The 15,267-nt window shown below is 66.2% G+C and carries 14 protein-coding genes; 1 reads left to right on the plus strand and 13 read right to left on the minus strand.

Annotated features, from left to right (window positions below; translation table 11 throughout):
- Positions 1–22: 22 nt before the first annotated feature.
- From D5041_RS01920 to D5041_RS01945, 6 genes are all read right to left on the minus strand, one after another.
- Complete coding sequence (locus D5041_RS01920) at positions 23–2,944, minus strand: ribonucleoside-diphosphate reductase subunit alpha (RefSeq protein ID WP_265258505.1); 2,922 nt, start codon at positions 2,942–2,944, stop codon at positions 23–25.
- A 199-nt stretch (positions 2,945–3,143) separates the two neighbouring features.
- Positions 3,144–3,764 (minus strand): 1,6-anhydro-N-acetylmuramyl-L-alanine amidase AmpD, encoded by a 621-nt coding sequence (gene ampD, locus D5041_RS01925; RefSeq protein ID WP_265283751.1) that lies wholly within the window; start codon positions 3,762–3,764, stop codon positions 3,144–3,146.
- On the minus strand, positions 3,748–5,274 hold the full coding sequence (locus D5041_RS01930; RefSeq protein ID WP_265258503.1) for a sigma-54-dependent transcriptional regulator: 1,527 nt from the start codon (positions 5,272–5,274) through the stop codon (positions 3,748–3,750). The genes ampD and D5041_RS01930 overlap by 17 nt, the downstream gene beginning before the upstream one ends.
- Before the next feature lie 20 nt (positions 5,275–5,294).
- Positions 5,295–7,004, minus strand: a complete 1,710-nt coding sequence (locus tag D5041_RS01935; RefSeq protein WP_265283752.1) for an ATP-binding protein — start codon at positions 7,002–7,004, stop codon at positions 5,295–5,297.
- Positions 7,005–7,010: 6 nt separating this feature from the next.
- Complete coding sequence (locus D5041_RS01940) at positions 7,011–7,226, minus strand: PP0621 family protein (protein WP_010104105.1); 216 nt, start codon at positions 7,224–7,226, stop codon at positions 7,011–7,013.
- The gene (locus D5041_RS01945; RefSeq protein ID WP_010104104.1) at positions 7,223–8,020 is read right to left on the minus strand and encodes a cytochrome C assembly family protein; all 798 of its coding nucleotides are present in this window, start codon (positions 8,018–8,020) and stop codon (positions 7,223–7,225) included. The genes D5041_RS01940 and D5041_RS01945 overlap by 4 nt, the downstream gene beginning before the upstream one ends.
- 115 nt (positions 8,021–8,135) lie before the next feature.
- Between D5041_RS01945 and ffh the strand changes: the two genes are divergently transcribed.
- Positions 8,136–9,491, plus strand: coding sequence for a signal recognition particle protein (gene ffh / locus D5041_RS01950; protein WP_010104103.1), 1,356 nt, complete (start codon positions 8,136–8,138; stop codon positions 9,489–9,491).
- Positions 9,492–9,638: 147 nt separating this feature from the next.
- Here the strand turns inward: ffh and D5041_RS01955 are convergent, their stop codons facing one another.
- From D5041_RS01955 to D5041_RS01985, 7 genes are all read right to left on the minus strand, one after another.
- Positions 9,639–9,941 carry a DUF6127 family protein gene (locus D5041_RS01955; protein WP_010104102.1) on the minus strand — a complete coding sequence of 101 codons (303 nt, stop codon included), beginning with the start codon at positions 9,939–9,941 and terminating at the stop codon, positions 9,639–9,641.
- A 9-nt stretch (positions 9,942–9,950) separates the two neighbouring features.
- Positions 9,951–10,514 (minus strand): hypothetical protein, encoded by a 564-nt coding sequence (locus D5041_RS01960; protein WP_010104101.1) that lies wholly within the window; start codon positions 10,512–10,514, stop codon positions 9,951–9,953.
- 1 nt (position 10,515) lies between these two features.
- Positions 10,516–11,343, minus strand: coding sequence for a lysozyme family protein (locus D5041_RS01965; protein WP_010104100.1), 828 nt, complete (start codon positions 11,341–11,343; stop codon positions 10,516–10,518).
- Positions 11,344–11,430: 87 nt separating this feature from the next.
- A complete protein-coding gene (locus D5041_RS01970; protein ID WP_265283753.1) occupies positions 11,431–12,837 on the minus strand; it encodes a glycoside hydrolase family 78 protein in 1,407 nt (468 codons plus the stop codon).
- A 306-nt stretch (positions 12,838–13,143) separates the two neighbouring features.
- The gene (locus D5041_RS01975) at positions 13,144–13,533 is read right to left on the minus strand and encodes a hypothetical protein (protein WP_010104098.1); all 390 of its coding nucleotides are present in this window, start codon (positions 13,531–13,533) and stop codon (positions 13,144–13,146) included.
- 941 nt (positions 13,534–14,474) lie between these two features.
- Entirely contained in the window at positions 14,475–14,789 is a 315-nt protein-coding gene (locus D5041_RS01980) for a helix-turn-helix domain-containing transcriptional regulator (RefSeq protein WP_265283754.1), read from the minus strand.
- The gene (locus tag D5041_RS01985) at positions 14,786–15,136 is read right to left on the minus strand and encodes a type II toxin-antitoxin system RelE/ParE family toxin (RefSeq protein ID WP_010106807.1); all 351 of its coding nucleotides are present in this window, start codon (positions 15,134–15,136) and stop codon (positions 14,786–14,788) included. The genes D5041_RS01980 and D5041_RS01985 overlap by 4 nt, the downstream gene beginning before the upstream one ends.
- Positions 15,137–15,267 lie beyond the last annotated feature (131 nt).

Here is a 15,267-nt window from a genome sequence, read left to right on the forward strand (position 1 = left end):
GCCGCGTCATGCCTGCGCGCGCTCATTGGCAGGCTTCGCAGCCTGGGTCGTCGAGCACGCAGAACCGGATGTCGGTCGCGGGCAGGGCCGCTGCGCTGGCGGTTTTCGGCGCGCCGGATCGATCCTGCGCAGCGGCTGCGCCGCTGTCGTCACCCGAGGCAACGGCGTTGAGCTGGCGCGTGTTCACGGTGCTCATCTCGACGTGCGTGGCGCTTTGCGTGCGCAGGTAGTACGTGGTCTTGAGGCCGCGCACCCAGGCGAGTTTGTAGGTCTCGTCGAGCTTTCTGCCCGATGCGCCGGCCATGTAGATGTTCAGGCTTTGCGCCTGATCGATCCACTTCTGGCGCCGCGCCGCGGCTTCCACCAACCACTGGGGATCGACCTCGAAGGCCGTGGAGTACAGCGCCTTGATGTCCTGCGGCACGCGATCGATGGGTTGCAAAGAGCCCTTGAAATGCTTCAGGTCCATGATCATCACCTCGTCCCACAGGCCCAGGCGCTCGAGGTCGCGCACCAGGCTGGCGTTGATGACGGTGAATTCACCCGACAGGTTGGACTTTACGGACAGGTTGCCGAACGAGGGTTCGATCGATGCGTCCACGCCGACGATGTTGGAGATGGTCGCGGTGGGGGCGATGGCGACGCAGTTCGCGTTGCGCATGCCGTCCTGCGCGATCTTCCTGCGCAGCGCGTCCCAGTCCAGCGTCGCCGACCGGTCCACTTCCACGTGGCCGCCGCGGGCGTTGGCAAGCATGTCCAACGTGTCCAGGGGCAGGATGCCGCGTTCCCACAGCGAGCCTTTGTAGCTGGAGTATCTGCCGCGTTCCCGCGCCAGTTCGGTCGATGCCCAGTAGGCCTGGTAGCAGATGGCCTCCATCGACTGGTCGGCAAATTCCACGGCCTCTTGCGAGGCGTAGGGGATGCGCAGTTCGTACAGACTGTCCTGGAAGCCCATCACACCCAGGCCCACGGGGCGGTGGCGCAGGTTCGAGTCGCGCGCCTTGCGCACGGCGTAGTAGTTGATGTCGATCACGTTGTCGAGCATGCGCATGGCGACGGTGATGGTTTTCTTCAGCTTCTCGTGGTCGATCCCGCCGTCCTTGAGGTGCCGCAGCAGGTTCACCGAGCCGAGATTGCAGACGGCGGTTTCGCTGTCGCTGGTGTTGAGCGTGATCTCGGTGCACAGGTTCGACGAATGCACCACGCCGACGTGCTGCTGGGGCGAGCGCAGGTTGCACGCGTCCTTGAAGGTGATCCAGGGATGGCCGGTCTCGAACAGCATGCTCAGCATCTTGCGCCACAGGTCGCTGGCCTGCACCGTCTTGGCGGGCCGGATTTCGCCGCGCGCGGCCTTTTCCTCGCAGGCGACGTAGGCCTTCTCGAAGTCGGCGCCGAAGAGCTCGTGCAACTGCGGAACGCTCGAGGGCGAGAACAGTGTCCAGGGGCCCTTTTCGATCACGCGGCGCATGAACAGGTCGGGGATCCAGTTGGCCGTGTTCATGTCGTGCGTGCGGCGCCGGTCGTCCCCGGTGTTCTTGCGCAGTTCCAGGAATTCCTCGATGTCCAGGTGCCAGGTTTCGAGGTAGGTGCAGACCGCGCCCTTGCGTTTTCCGCCCTGGTTCACGGCCACGGCCGTGTCGTTGACGACCTTGAGGAACGGCACCACGCCCTGCGATTGGCCGTTGGTTCCCTTGATGTGGCTGCCCAGCGCGCGCACGCGCGTCCAGTCGTTGCCCAGGCCGCCGGCGAACTTGGACAGCAGCGCGTTTTCCTTGATCGATTCGTAGATGCCGTCGAGGTCGTCGGGCACCGTGGTCAGGTAGCAGCTCGAGAGCTGCGGGCGCAGCGTGCCGCTGTTGAACAGCGTGGGCGTGGACGACATGAAGTCGAACGACGACAGCACTTCATAGAACGCGATGGCGCGGGCTTCGCGATCGGTTTCATGCAGCGCCAGGCCCATGGCGACACGCATGAAAAAGGTCTGCGGCAGTTCGATGCGGGCCTTCTCGATGTGCAGGAAGTAGCGGTCGTACAGGGTCTGCAGGCCGAGGTAGTCGAACTTCAGGTCGCGCCCGGCGTCGAGGGCAGCGCCCAGGCGCTGCAGGTCGTACTGGAGCAGGCGCTCGTCGAGCAGGCCGTTGTCCACGCCCTTTTTGATGCATTCGGGAAAGTAGCCCACGTAGGCCTGGCCCATGGCGTCCTGCGCCACTTCGCGGCCCAGCACCTCGCGCACGATGGTGTGCAGCAGCAGGCGCGCGGTGGCGTAGCTGTAGCCGGGGTCTTTTTCGATCAGCGTGCGCGCCGCCAGAATCGCCGCCTTGTAGACCTCGTCCATGGGGACGCCGTCGTACAGGTTGCGCAGGGTTTCGGCGGCGATGGGTTCGGCCGACACGTTGGCGCCCAGATGCACGCAGGCCGATTCGATCAGCGCCTGCAACCGGCCCGGCTCGAGCGCGACGCGCACGCCCCCGTCGAGCACATGCAGCCGGGGCGCGGACACTGCGGCCAACTGCGGCCCGGCCTGGCGCGCGCGCTCCTGGGCGCGGCGCTCGCGGTACAGCACGTAGGCGCGCGCGATATCGTGGTGCCCGCCGCGCATCAGGCCGAGTTCCACCTGGTCCTGCACGTCTTCGATGTGGAAGGTGCCGCCGCCGGGGCGCGAGCGCATCAACGCGCGGATGACGTTGTGCGTCAGGGTATCGACGATCTCGCGCACGCTGGCCGACGCCGCGCCCTGCGTTCCGTGGACCGCGAGAAAGGCCTTCATCATGGCGACGGCGATCTTCTGCGGCTCGAACGGCACGACGCTGCCGTTGCGCCGCATGATCTGGTAGTGCGCGAACGGGTCGTCGGCTGCGGCCGCCGGCGCTGCCGGCACGGCTTGGGACGGGTTCGGGGCAGTCGGTGCGTGGGCGGTGGACGGGGTACTGGATGCGGCTTGCATGGGTGATCTCTTTCGTCGGTAGTGCGCCGGACTCTGGTCTGTCAAACGCTATATATGGTGTGTCCTGTGGGTCCAATACACTACCCGTAGTGTACGCCGCAGCGACCAGAAGGCAAGCTCACTGCCTGCAATAAACCCCATACGGTCTGTGGGTTTCGCTGGACGGAACCCGCCGCCGCTGCGCTGCGCCGCAGCACAGTCAGCGCACGGCGGAACATGCATCCGGCGGAAACCGGCGCCGGGGCCAGTCCAGCGCGTGCTGCAACTGCGCCCAGTCGAATCCGGCGCCCGGGTCCTGCTTGCGGCCGGGGGCGACGTGCTCGTGCCCGGCGACGTGCTCGATGGGGTAGCGCAGCGCAATGTCCCGGCACAGCGTGACCAGCGTCCGGTACTGGGCGGGTTCGAAGTGCAGGCCTTCGAGGCCTTCGAGTTCGATGCCGACGGAGTCGTCGTTGCACTCGCCGCGCCCCCGGTACGAGGACCGCCCGGCGTGCCAGGCGCGCAGATCGCAGTCCACGAATTGCCAGAGCGCACCGCTGCGTTGAATGAAGAAATGCGCCGAGACCCGCTGGCCGCGGATGCTCTGATAGGAGGGGTGCGCGTCCCAGTCCAGGGTGTTCATGAACAGCTGCTGGACGGCTCCCGTGCCGAACTCTCCCGGCGGCAGGCTGATGGAATGCAGCACGATCAGATCGACCGATGCCGGCGGCACCAGGCGCATTGCCTGGTTGGGAGAGGTCCGCCTCGTCGCCGAGCCGTGCCAGCCTCCGGCCCAGGGGGACGCAGCGGCACGCGCGGGCGCGTCATCCGATGTCGTCATGCGGCTCCTGCTGATCGTTGGGCAGCGTGATGTTCAGGCGGGCGATGCGGTAGCGTATCTGCCGCAGGCTGATTCCCAGCCGGGCGGCGGTGGCGGTCCGGTTGAACCCCGCCTCGCGCAGCGCGCGCACCAGGATCTCGCGCTCCTGCTGGTCGAGCCAGGCCTGCAGGTCATGGGGCAGGGGCATCGTGCGGACCACGGCGGACAGCGCGGGGCTGCTCGGCGGCTCGGCGCGGGGCACCGCGGGGTCCGCAGGCTCTGCGGGGGACTGCGCGCCGCGCGCCACCGCCACCGCCACTGCGGCCACGGCCGCGCTCGTGTTCGCGGGCCAGTCCACATGCAGTTCATCGCCATCGCTCAGCGCCACGGCACGGTGCAGCAGGTTTTCCAGCTCCCGGACGTTGCCGGTCAGCGGATGCGCGGCGATGGCGCCCAGGGCGCGTTGCGTGAGCGTGGGAACCGGCATTCCCGAATCCTGCGCGATGCGCGCCAGCAGCGCGGTGCACAGCGCGGGCAGGTCCTCACGCCGCTCGCGCAGCGGGGGGACCAGGATCTCGATCACGTTCAGCCGGTAGTACAGGTCCTGCCGAAAGCGGCCCGATTGCACATCCGCTGCCAGGTTCCGGTGGGTGGCGCTGACGATGCGCACGTCCACGGTCTCTTCCTGGGTCGAGCCCAGCGGGCGCACGCTGCGCTCCTGAATGACGCGCAGCAGCTTGGACTGCATGGCCAGGGGCAGGTCGCCGATTTCGTCCAGGAACAGGGTGCCTCCGCGCGCGGCCTGGAAGTAACCGTCACGGTCCTGGGTGGCCCCGGTGTACGAGCCCTTGCGCGCGCCGAAGAATTCGGCTTCGAGCAGGTTCTCCGGAATCGCGCCGCAGTTCACGGCCACCAGGGGGCCGTCCGCGCGCTGGCTGTTGGCGTGCAGCGCCTGCGCGACGAGTTCCTTGCCGGTGCCCGATTCGCCATGAATGAGCACCGGCGCCATGCCGCGCGAGACCTTGGCCACACGTTGCTTGACGTTGCGCAGGGTCTCGGATTGGCCCACCAGCCGCTCCAGCGCCGCCGCGCCGGCGTTCTCGGCAGCGGCTGCCGGCCGGCCCCCCGTGCGCGGGGTGCGCGGCGCCGGGACGCCGCCCGTTCCCTGCACGGCCGAAGCCACCACGGAGCGGAACTGTTTCAGGTCCACGGGCTTGGTCAGGTAGTCGAATGCGCCCGAGCGCAGGGCCTCGACGGCGTTTTCCGCAGACCCGTACGCGGTCATGACCACACAGCGCTCGCGGCGCTGCTGCTCGCGCAGGTCCTGGAGCAATTCCATTCCGGACCCGTCGGGCAGGCGCATGTCGGTGATCACGGCGTCGAAGCGCTGGGCCTGGAGTTGCACGCGCGCTTCCTGCACGCTGGACGCGGTCTCCACGCGGTAGCCCTCGCGCAGCAGGGTGAGCTCGTACAGGGTGCACAGATCGGGTTCGTCGTCTACGACGAGGATGGATGCGGTGGGCGCTACCATGGCAGGACGGTTCACGGGGTTCAGGCCACGCTGGTGTCAAAGCGCAGCGGGGCGGTGCCACGGGCAGGCGCGGTGCGGCGGAAATCCACCGTGAACGCGTTGCCTCCGGTCTCGCCGCGCAAGGTGGTGCGGCTGAACCGTTGGCAGCTGATGAAGGCCCCGTGGCGCTGGCACAGCTCGCGGCAGATATAGAGACCCAGACCGCTGGAGCGGCTCTCCGAGGAAAAGAAGGGCTCGAACAAATGGCGCTGCACGGATTTGTCCATGGGCGCGCCGTCGCTCCAGACCTGCAGGCTGACCTGGCCCGTGGGGGATGCATGCGTGATGACCGCGAGCGAATCGGGCTCATGCCCGACGTAGCGCAGCGCGTTGTCCAGCAGGTTCACCAGCACCCGGCGCAGGTGCTCCGCGTCGAACTCCACCTGCGCCGCGTCTGCGCCGAGCATGAGCACCGCGCGGCGGCGCATCGGGTCCTGCGTCTGCCAGTCGCTCCATATCTGGGCAATGCTCTCGTCCAGGGGGATGGTCGGCTCCGGGGCATGGCTCGTCGGGTGCTGGTCGCGGGCAATGTCGAGCACGTCTTCGGCAATGCGCGCCAGCCGGTCGGCGTTTTGCCGCACCATGTGCGTGAGCCGCTTGTGCGCCAGGTCGTGCAAATCCTCTTCGAGCAGGGCGTTCGCCTGAACGATGGCCGCCAGGGGGTTGCGGATCTCGTGCGCCACGGCGGCGGACATGCGTCCCATCGCCGCGAGCTTTTCGGTGCGCAGGCGCGCTTCCATCTCGTGCAGGTCGTGCAGGAACATCACGCACAGCCGCTCGGTGTGCGTCTGGCGCGCGGCTTCGCGCGTGGAGGTCAACCAGGTGCGCACGTGCAGGCCGGCGGGGCTTTGGCCGGGGTGCAGCAGGTTCGCGTCCGCGGTCTGCGGCCTCTCCTGCCAGAAGGTATGCCGGGCCAGGGTGACCAGCGGTTGCCAGGGCGCTTCGCGCGCCAGGCTGAAGGGCGGCTGCGGTACGGGAACGCGGCCGAGCAGTTGCAGTCCGGCCGGATTCGCGATGTGCACGGTGTCGCTTTCATCGACCACGAGCACCCCGTCGCTCAGGTTCTGGATGACGAGGGCGCTGACCTGGGCCTGCACGTGGGCGGCGATCCGGCTTTGCTGCGCGACTTTCTGCTCGCGCGCCAACCGGGACGCCAGCTGGTGCACGAGGTAGCTGACGATGAAGTAGCCCGTTCCGGTGAGCGCGCCCTGCAGGTAGCGCTGCGTGTCGTCGTCCGTCGTCTGGTATGTGCTCGTCCACCAGGCCCAGGCAAGCAGCAACAGGGTCACGCCCGCCGCGGTGCCCAGCGCCAGCATGAGCGTGCCCAGCGCGGCGGCCATCAGGATCGGCAGACCGAACAGGGGCGTGTAGTCGATGTTGCCGACGTGCAGCAACTGCAGCGCCGTAATGGCCACCAGGTCAACGCCGATGGACGGCACCCATTGCGCTCCGGTGTACGGCGCCGGAGGGTCGTGTCTGGCCAGCACGCTCAGCACCACGGTGGCCGCCAGATACCCCACGCACACGGCAAGCAGCGCAGGCTCGGCGCTTTTGTAGATGATCTGCCCGGTGCCCTGCAGGCCCAGCAGCGCCAGCGCGACCATCACGCGACCGGTCAGAAACCCGCGCCAAAGGCGCACGAACGCTGGATTCACCGGGGGCAGAAAGCTGCCTGCAGGCTGGGTGTGCATGGGGATTCAGCCCGGGCCAAGTTGCCGGTGCTCCGCGCAGCAGTAAGCCTGATTACCAAGCGTCCAGGCCTCTGCCTGGGGAATGTGCACACCGCAGTGCGCGCAAGCGGGCATGTCCTGGGCCGACGCGCGCGGCGGGGGCGCGGATCCCTGCGCTGCGCGGCGGCTGCGCCAGGTTCCGATGCCCAGCAGCAGAACCAGCAGCAGGACCAGGTATTTCATGCACTGCGCCCCAGAACGACTTCCAGCACGAAGCGCGAGCCCACATACGCGAGCAGCAGCAGCGCTGAGCCCGCGTACAGCACGCGCACGGCACTGCGGCCACGCCAGCCAAAGCGCGCACGGCCCAACAGCAGCGCGGCAAACGCCAGCCAGGAGAGCAGCGAGAAAACGGCCTTGTGGTCCCAGCGCCAGGCACGGCCGTACAGGGTGTCGCCGAACAGCCAGCCGGCGAGCAGCGTGGCCGTCAGCAGGACGAAGCCCGCGGTCACAAAACGAAAGGTCAGCCGCTCAAGCGTCAGCAGGGGAATGCCGCTATGCGGATCCTCGGCCTGGCGGATATGGTGCTCCGCACGGGTCATGAGCCAGGCGTGCACCACAGCGGCCGCGAACAAACCATAGCAGGCCAAGCCCAGCGCCAGATGCAGGGGCAGCCAGGGCGAAGCGCTCACGTGCAGGGGCTGCCCCGGAAAAAGCACGGCCAGCACGATGGCCACCGCACCCAATGCCGCCAACACCCAGCGCGCCTGCATTTGCGGGAACAGCTGCCGCTCCACCGCGTACACCGTGAGCACCAGCCAGGCCGTCATCGACAAGGCCGGCGCAAAGCCAAAGCGCGGCGGATCGCCCGCCAAACCCCACACCAGCACAGCGCCGTGGAGCATCCAGGCCGCAGACAACGCATTGCGCGCGGCCACCGCCCCCAGGCGCGAGGCCGCAGCAGCGGGCACGGCATACGCCACGGTCGCAGCCAAGACCAGCAGCCAGCTGACGGGGGAAGCGCCGGGTAAGATCATGGGTCACAGTTTAGGGCAACCTGCGGGCAGCGCGTCCCCGCGCGGCACGCCCCGCGTATCACTTTCGCCGCATCGCCAGCACCAGCGCCGCGCGCACAACACCGGAATTTCTCCCATGGCCTCCGCCCTTACCGACAAACTCACGCGCCTCGTCAAGCAAATGCGCGGCCAGGCCCGCATCACCGAAGCCAACGTGCAGGACATGCTGCGCGAGGTGCGCATGGCCCTGCTCGAAGCCGACGTGGCCCTGCCCGTGGTGCGCGATTTCATCGCGCGCGTGAAGGAAAAGGCGCAGGGCCAGGAGGTGCTGGGCTCACTCAAACCCGGTCAGGCGCTGGTGGGAATCGTCAACCGCGAACTGGTCGCGACCATGGGCGCGGGCGTGGCCGACATCAACCTCGCGGCGCAGCCACCCGCCGTCATCCTGATGGCCGGCCTGCAGGGCGCCGGCAAGACCACGACCACGGCGAAACTCGCAAAACACTTGGTGGAAAAGCGCAAGAAGAAGGTGTTGACGGTGTCCGGCGACGTGTACCGCCCGGCGGCCATCGAGCAGCTCAAAACGGTGACGCAGCAGGCCGGCGCCGAATGGTTCCCGAGCACCCCGGAGCAGAAACCGCTGGACATCGCCCGCGCCGCGCTGGACTACGCGAAGAAACACTACATGGACGTGCTGCTCGTCGACACAGCCGGGCGCCTGGCCATCGACGAGGTCCTGATGCAGGAAATCAGGGACCTGCACGCGGCGCTCAACCCCGTCGAAACCCTGTTCGTGGTCGACGCCATGCAGGGCCAGGACGCGATCAACACCGCGCGGGCGTTCAAGGAGGCGCTGCCCCTGACCGGCATCGTGCTGACCAAGCTCGACGGCGACGCGCGCGGCGGCGCGGCGCTGTCGGTGCGCCAAATCACGGGCGCGCCCATCAAGTTCGCCGGGGTGTCCGAAAGGCTCGACGGCCTGGAGGTATTCGACGCCGAGCGCCACGCGGGCCGCATTCTCGGCATGGGCGACATCGTGGCGCTGGTCGAGCAGGTCACCGCCGGCGTTGACCAGGAGGCCGCACAAAAGTTCGCCGCCAAACTCAAGAGGGGCGACGGCTTCGACCTGACGGACTTTCTGGCGCAGATCCAGCAGATGAAGCAACTGGGCGGGCTCTCGAGCTTGATGGACAAGCTCCCGTCCCAACTCAGCGCCAAGGCGGGCGCCATGGACATGGACCGGGCGGAGAAAGACATGCGGCGCAAGGAGGGAATCATTCAGAGCATGACCCCGCTGGAGCGCCGCAAACCCGAACTCATCAAAGCCACGCGCAAGAAACGCATCGCCCATGGCGCGGGTGTGCAGGTGCAAGAGGTCAACCGCCTGCTCAAGGAGTTCGAGCAAATGCAGGGCCTGATGAAGCAGATGAAGGGCGGCGGCCTGATGAAGATGATGAAGAAAATGGGCGGCGGCATGCCCAGAATGCCTTGAGCCCGTTTCAGCGGAAATCCCAACAACTGTCTGGTGCCCCGAGCCGGGGTCGGATTGCCGCATGTTTGCTGGGTTTTTGGCTTTTTTCGGGGGGGACTTGGGGGATGCGTTTCGGTTTTTGGTGCACGGGGCACTGTTTGTTGTGCGTCATGGGCCGCCGCCCAGCAGTTTGAGCTTGATCGCTACTCCCACGAGCAGTGCGGCCAGCAGGCAGCTGGTGGCCAGCTTGACTGCCGTTTGCCAGGCCGTGCGCCGGGCGTCGCGCCAGGCTTCCAGCAGGCTGCGCAGTTCGCTGATGTCGCGCGCGGCGTGGCCGTTTTCCAGTCCGAGTTGCTCCAGGCAGCGTTTCGCTCCCCGCTCGGCCGCTTGTTCCAGCAGTTCGTCGCAGTCTTCGCGGTGCAGCAGCACCATGTTTTTGGCGCGTTGGCGTTGTTCGGGTTCGGTGGACATTGGCTTTCTTCAATACTCAGAAAATAGGCCGTCCGGCGTCTTGCCGGCTGCGGCGGGCCCTTGTTCGGGCCCGCTTTCGCTCGCGGGTTCTTGCATGGCGTGTATCCAGCCTTGCAGCGCGCTCAGTTGTTCCGCGTTTTCTCGGCAGCTGGTGTAGTTTTCGACGACTGTTTCGGCGACGGTAGACAGTGCAATGCCTGCGGGGGCCGCATCAGGATCTCCGGTGGGCTCGGCATGCGCGTTGCCTTGGGCGGCGCGGTCGTGCACCCGCACAAAGCCATGAGGCACAGTGCAGGCAGCGTCGGCTTGGGTTGGTACATGTTGGCTTATTTCCTTGCTGATGTTTGCGCCTTCTTGGCGCACGGTTTTTATGCGGTCTGCGTATTTGCTGACTACTTGGACTGTGGCTTGGGCTTGCTTTTTCTCTTCGGTCGCGGCTTGCAGGGCTTGTTGTTTTGTTTCCCTGTCCCATTGCTCTTGGGTGTGTTGCGTTCCTTGTTTCCATCCCAGGCCGTATAGGGCGGCTGCCAGCAGGGTCAGCAGGAGCAGGCGGTAGCTTGTGGGGATTCTCATGTCATGCCTCTCCGAAGTATGCGCTGTAGCGTTTTCGGCGTTCGTGCAGGATGGCGCGTACGTATTCCCGGTTGATTTCGAAGAAGGATTTTCCGTAGCCTGCTGTCCTGGTTTTGGCTTTCAGGCTGTGTCGTTCCACGTGGCCGAACCAGCGCTTGGGGTCGCAGTGCGTTGTCTGTGCGCATAGTCGTCTGTCTTGTTGTACGCCGGCCAGGCCGCCGTTGTATGCCGCGAGGGTCATTGCCAGTCGTTCTTGTTGTGCGTCTATGGCTGTGAGTCGGTTGTATGCGGCACGGTCCATGAGGATCATGGTGCGGAGTTGGCGTTGGGCGTCAAATCGGTTTTCAAATTTCCAGTCGCGCAGGCTTGTGTGCAGTTTGCGTGCTTGCGCGAAGTTGTCGAATTTTGCCGTGATGGTCAGTTGTCCCAGGCCGAAGCCGTATTCGCGTGCGGTTTTCAGTTCGGTGCGGGGGTTCCAGCATTTTGCCGATTTCAGGCTGGGGCAGGTTTCTTGTTCGATTTGTGCCGCGAGCGCTGAGCGCAGTGGGGCTTGCGGCCAGTGTGCGGCTTGTTCTGCGGCGAGTGTCGGCAGGTGTTTTTTTGCTCCGGGTGGTAGTTCACTGGCTGTGTTTTGGTTGGCCAGGCTGAGCAGGAGTAGGCCGCTGAGTAGCGCCGGGCCCCGGTGTTTCCGTCCTGCGGTGGGGAGTCTGTGCGGGTGCATGGGGGCTTGTCTGCCGCTTTCGGGGGCGTTCGGTCCGCCCTGGCTCCCGGTGGCGATGGGGCTTGGGCGTTTGTCCTGTGGCTGCGTGTGCTTGCGGTTTTTGCTCATTTCTTTCTCTCTGTTTTGGTCTCGAAAAAAAAGCCGCGTTTTGGGGCGCGGCTTGTTTTCTTTTTTCGGCGTTTTGCCGGTGGCGGTTTAGCGTGTTCGTCGTGTCCGCATAGGGGGTGGCGGTTGGATGTCGTTGTCGCTGCGGGTGGCTGTGGCGATGGTGGTGGTTTGGCTTGGGCCGAAGTGTTGCCGGGTTTTGAAGTGGGTTTCGCCGGACCATTCGGATGCGCCGAGTGTGTTGCCGATGTGGCGTACGCGCACTGTGTATTGGGTTTGTCCGTCGTTCAGGTGTTTCGCCGGGATGGTGTAGTGGGTGTGGATGCTGCTTGCGCCGAAGAGTATGTTGTTGCTGCGCGCCAGGCGGATTTGCCATTCGCTGTAGGCGTGTGTGTCTTGGCCTCCGGTGACGGCGAAGGCGCTGGTTTGGAATGTGGGTTGTTCTGCGATTGCGCTTTGGCCGTTTGCCGGTGCGGTGATGCGGGGGGTGTTTATGTAGCGGTAGTGCGCGGCGGTTGTGAAGCGGCTTGCTGCGGACCAGTCCGATACCGCGCCGCTTGTGTCTTTGACGCGGCAGCGCAGGTAGTAGGTGGTGCCGGCTGCGAGTGTGCCGGCGGGGACGGGGTCGCTCAGGGCGGTTTTTTCCGTGTCGTGCTGTGTTTGCGCGAAGTGTTCGCTGTCGCTGATTTGGAATTGTGCTGTGGCGAAGGGTTTGCCTGTCGGGCTTTGGTAGTCGCTGGCGCTGAGTGTGGGGGTTTCCATGATGTTGTTGGCGCCGTCGGCCGGGTGGCTGATTCTGGGTGCTTGCGGGCGCAGGCGTGGGTTGCTGTCTCCGCCCAGGCCGGTGCCGCTGTTCAGGGCGATGATGTGCCGGATGTCCATGGCTTCGCCTTCGATGATCAGGCGCAGTGGGCCGTCTGCGTTTGTCGCGATGGGGTATTCGTAGTCGGCCAGGCCTGCGGCTGCGTCTGCGGTGCGCCGCTGTGTCCAGGGGCGTTCGGTCCAGTTCCGGGTGTTGGCGTTGCGTGTGTACAGGCGGGCTTCGCCGGTGTTTTGGCTGCGGCGGATGATGACGGCGCGTACTGCGCTGTCTGCGCCGAGTTCGATGCTCCGGGAGATCCATTGCGCGCCTATGGCTGCGTGCGCGCCGCCCTGGGCGCGTGCGCTGAGTGTGCTGCCGCTTAGCCGGGCGCTGGCGTCCCAGTTGCGTGTGAGTTTGGCGGCCAGGCGTACGCGTGTTGGCGTTTCGATCGCGGCGATGTGTACCAGGCTGGTTTTGCCTGTGTCGCTGAGCAGGTAGTCGGCGCCGGCTTGTACGCCGTGGGTGTTGGCGATGTCGAGTGTGTCGCTGCCCCGGGTGCCTGTGAGGATGTCTGCGCCGGGGTGGTTTTGCAGGCTGTGCTCGGCTGTGAAGAGTTCGCAGGCGATGCGGTGCATGCGGTATTGCCTCTCCAGGGCGGCGGCGGTGTGTTGCGCTGTGCTTTCGGTCAGGTCCACGTCAGTTTCCGGGTTCGCTTTGGGCGATGGGTTTTTCGGCTTGCGCCGTGGTTTGGTTTCTTTTTTCCGCGCGGGGCCCGGTTCTTGGGGTCCTGGCTTCGCGCGCCGCCCGGTCTTGCGCCGGGTTTGTCTGCTTGTTTCGGTCTTTGGCGGCCGGTCGGCCTGCCGGTTGCGTTGGCCCGGGTCGTATTCGATTCCGATTCCGATTTCGATTCCGGTTCGCTGCGGTGTCGGGTGCCATCGTAGCGGAACCGCTGTTACAGCGTCGGTGTTTGTCTTGGCTGCTGTTTTCGCTGGTCTGGGGCTTTATGGGCCTTCTGGGCGCTGTGGGGTCTGTTCTGCCGTTTGCGCTGGCGGGTGTTTTTCCGCTGCGGGCGGTGCTTGGCCGGCTGCGGCTCGGCTGGCAAAGGCCAGGAAGAGCATGCCGGTGAGTAGTGCCAGGCCGAGGAATACCAGTCCGGCGCCGATCGGGTTGTCCAGCGCTCGGCGGTAGGCTTCGGCTGAGCGTGCTTCGTCGTGGAAGGCGCGGCGCAGCAGGTATACCGGGCCTGCGGCTACGCAGAGCCAGGCGAGCCATTGCAGGCGCATAAGGGTTTCCGTGCCGCCGTCGGGGTCGCTTAGCCAGTACCAGCCTACGACGGCGATGGCGGCTATCCACATGATCCATAGACGCCAGCGGTTCAGTTTCTTGCTCATTTCGGTGCTCCTTGGTTTGTGTGTGGGTTCGCCGCTTGGCGCGGTTTGCCCGGTGGCATGGCGCGGGGGCCATGTTGCTTCGTTTCCCCTTTTCCGGGGGCTGTCCGGGCGGGCGGGGGTGGCGCCGCGCGCCCCGGGTCTGTCAAAGTTCAAGTCCGTCGCCTCGGCCCATGCGCGCCGCGTCCTGCGTTGCGCTCGCCTGTTTCGTTGCGGTCTTTGGTGGTTTGGTGTTGGCCCGTCGGCGCGCCGCATGCGCGGGGGTTGGCGGTCGGCTTGGGTGCGCTCGCGTGGGCGTTCGCGGTGCGCAGGGGGCGGGTCGCGCGCGCGCCGGGGGCGTCTGCGCGGATGGCGCCGCTTGGCGGGTTTGCCCGGTGGCATGGCGCTGGGGCCATGTTCGTTTCCCCTCTCCCGGGAGTATCCGGGCGGGCGGGGGTTGGCGCCGCGCGCGCCGGGTCTGTCAGCCCATGTCCGTCGTCTCAGTCCATGCGCAGGGGTTGGCGGTGGACTTGGGTGCGCTCGCGCCGCCGGTTGCTCTGCCGCGGTTGCGCGCACGTGGGCGTTCGCGGTGCGCAGGGGGCGGGTTGCGCACGCGCCGGCGGTGGCCCGTTTCAGTGGCTTGGCTTTTTTTGTTTTGGCTATCGGCCACGGTGGTACTTCACGCTGCGCATCAGGCTGGCCGCCAGCGCGGCGTCGGCCGCGTTGCGCGCGCGGCCGTTGGTTTGGTGGTTTTCACGCGATCGCTGCGCGCGCGCTGGGTACGCGCCTGTGGCCGTCAGTCGGGTTGGCGTGGGGCGCAAGCCGGGTCGCGGGGGCGGTGTCGGCAGGCTATTCGGTTGTCGGTTGTGTCGTGGCGTGCGCCGCGTCTGTCCGTCTGTCCGTCCGTCCGTCCATGCGCGCGTGCAGCGCTCGCGCGGGTTCGACGGGGAATCGGGGCGCTGCGTTCATGCATGCGCTGTGTCGGGGGCGGGAATCGGTTGCACCGCCAGGCGCAGGCCCATGACTTTGAGTATCGCCGATAGGCTCCGGATCTCCGGGTTGCCTTGCGCGGAGAGCGTGCGGTAGATGTGCGTTCCGTTGAGCTGCGCTTTCTCGGCTACTTTCATCACGCCGCCAAATGCTTTTGCCATTTGGCGCAGCGCGATCAGCAGTTCTGCCTGGTCGCCGTCTTCCAGGATGCTGTTGAGCAGTTCCACTGCGTACGCCGGGTCCTTGCGCAGGATTTCGGCCATTGCGTCGTCGTGTGCCCGGTCGTTCATCGCTCTTTCTCCTGTTTCGCGTTGCTGCGCTGCCAGTTCTGCCAGTATTCGCATGCCTTTGTCATGTCGGCGTCCTGCGCGTGCTTGGTGCCGCCGCATAGCAGCAGGACTACGGTCTGCCCGGCCTGCGCGTAGTAGATGCGGTAGCCCGGCCCGGTGTCGATGCGTAGCTCCCACACCCCTTGCCTGCAGGGTTTGTGGTCGCCCAGGTTGCCCAGCTCGACGCGGTATAAGCGCCGGTCGATGGCTATCCTCGCCTTGACGTCCTTCACCTTGCTGCGCCAGTCCCCGAATACGTCGCGGCCTTCGTCGGTGATGTAGTGCTTTATCTCGAACACGCGACCCATTCTCTCTTAAAAGCGAAACCATGCCAAGAACAATGGGGCGGCTGTGGTTCTTGCTCGGGGCTCGGGGCTCGGGGCTCGGGGCCCTTGCGTGGTCTTCGCGCGTGGCTCGCCCAGGTCGCTTGCCCGAAGGG

Source organism: Verminephrobacter aporrectodeae subsp. tuberculatae, assembly GCF_026127385.1.
Classification (GTDB): Bacteria; Pseudomonadota; Gammaproteobacteria; order Burkholderiales; family Burkholderiaceae_C; genus Acidovorax; species Acidovorax aporrectodeae.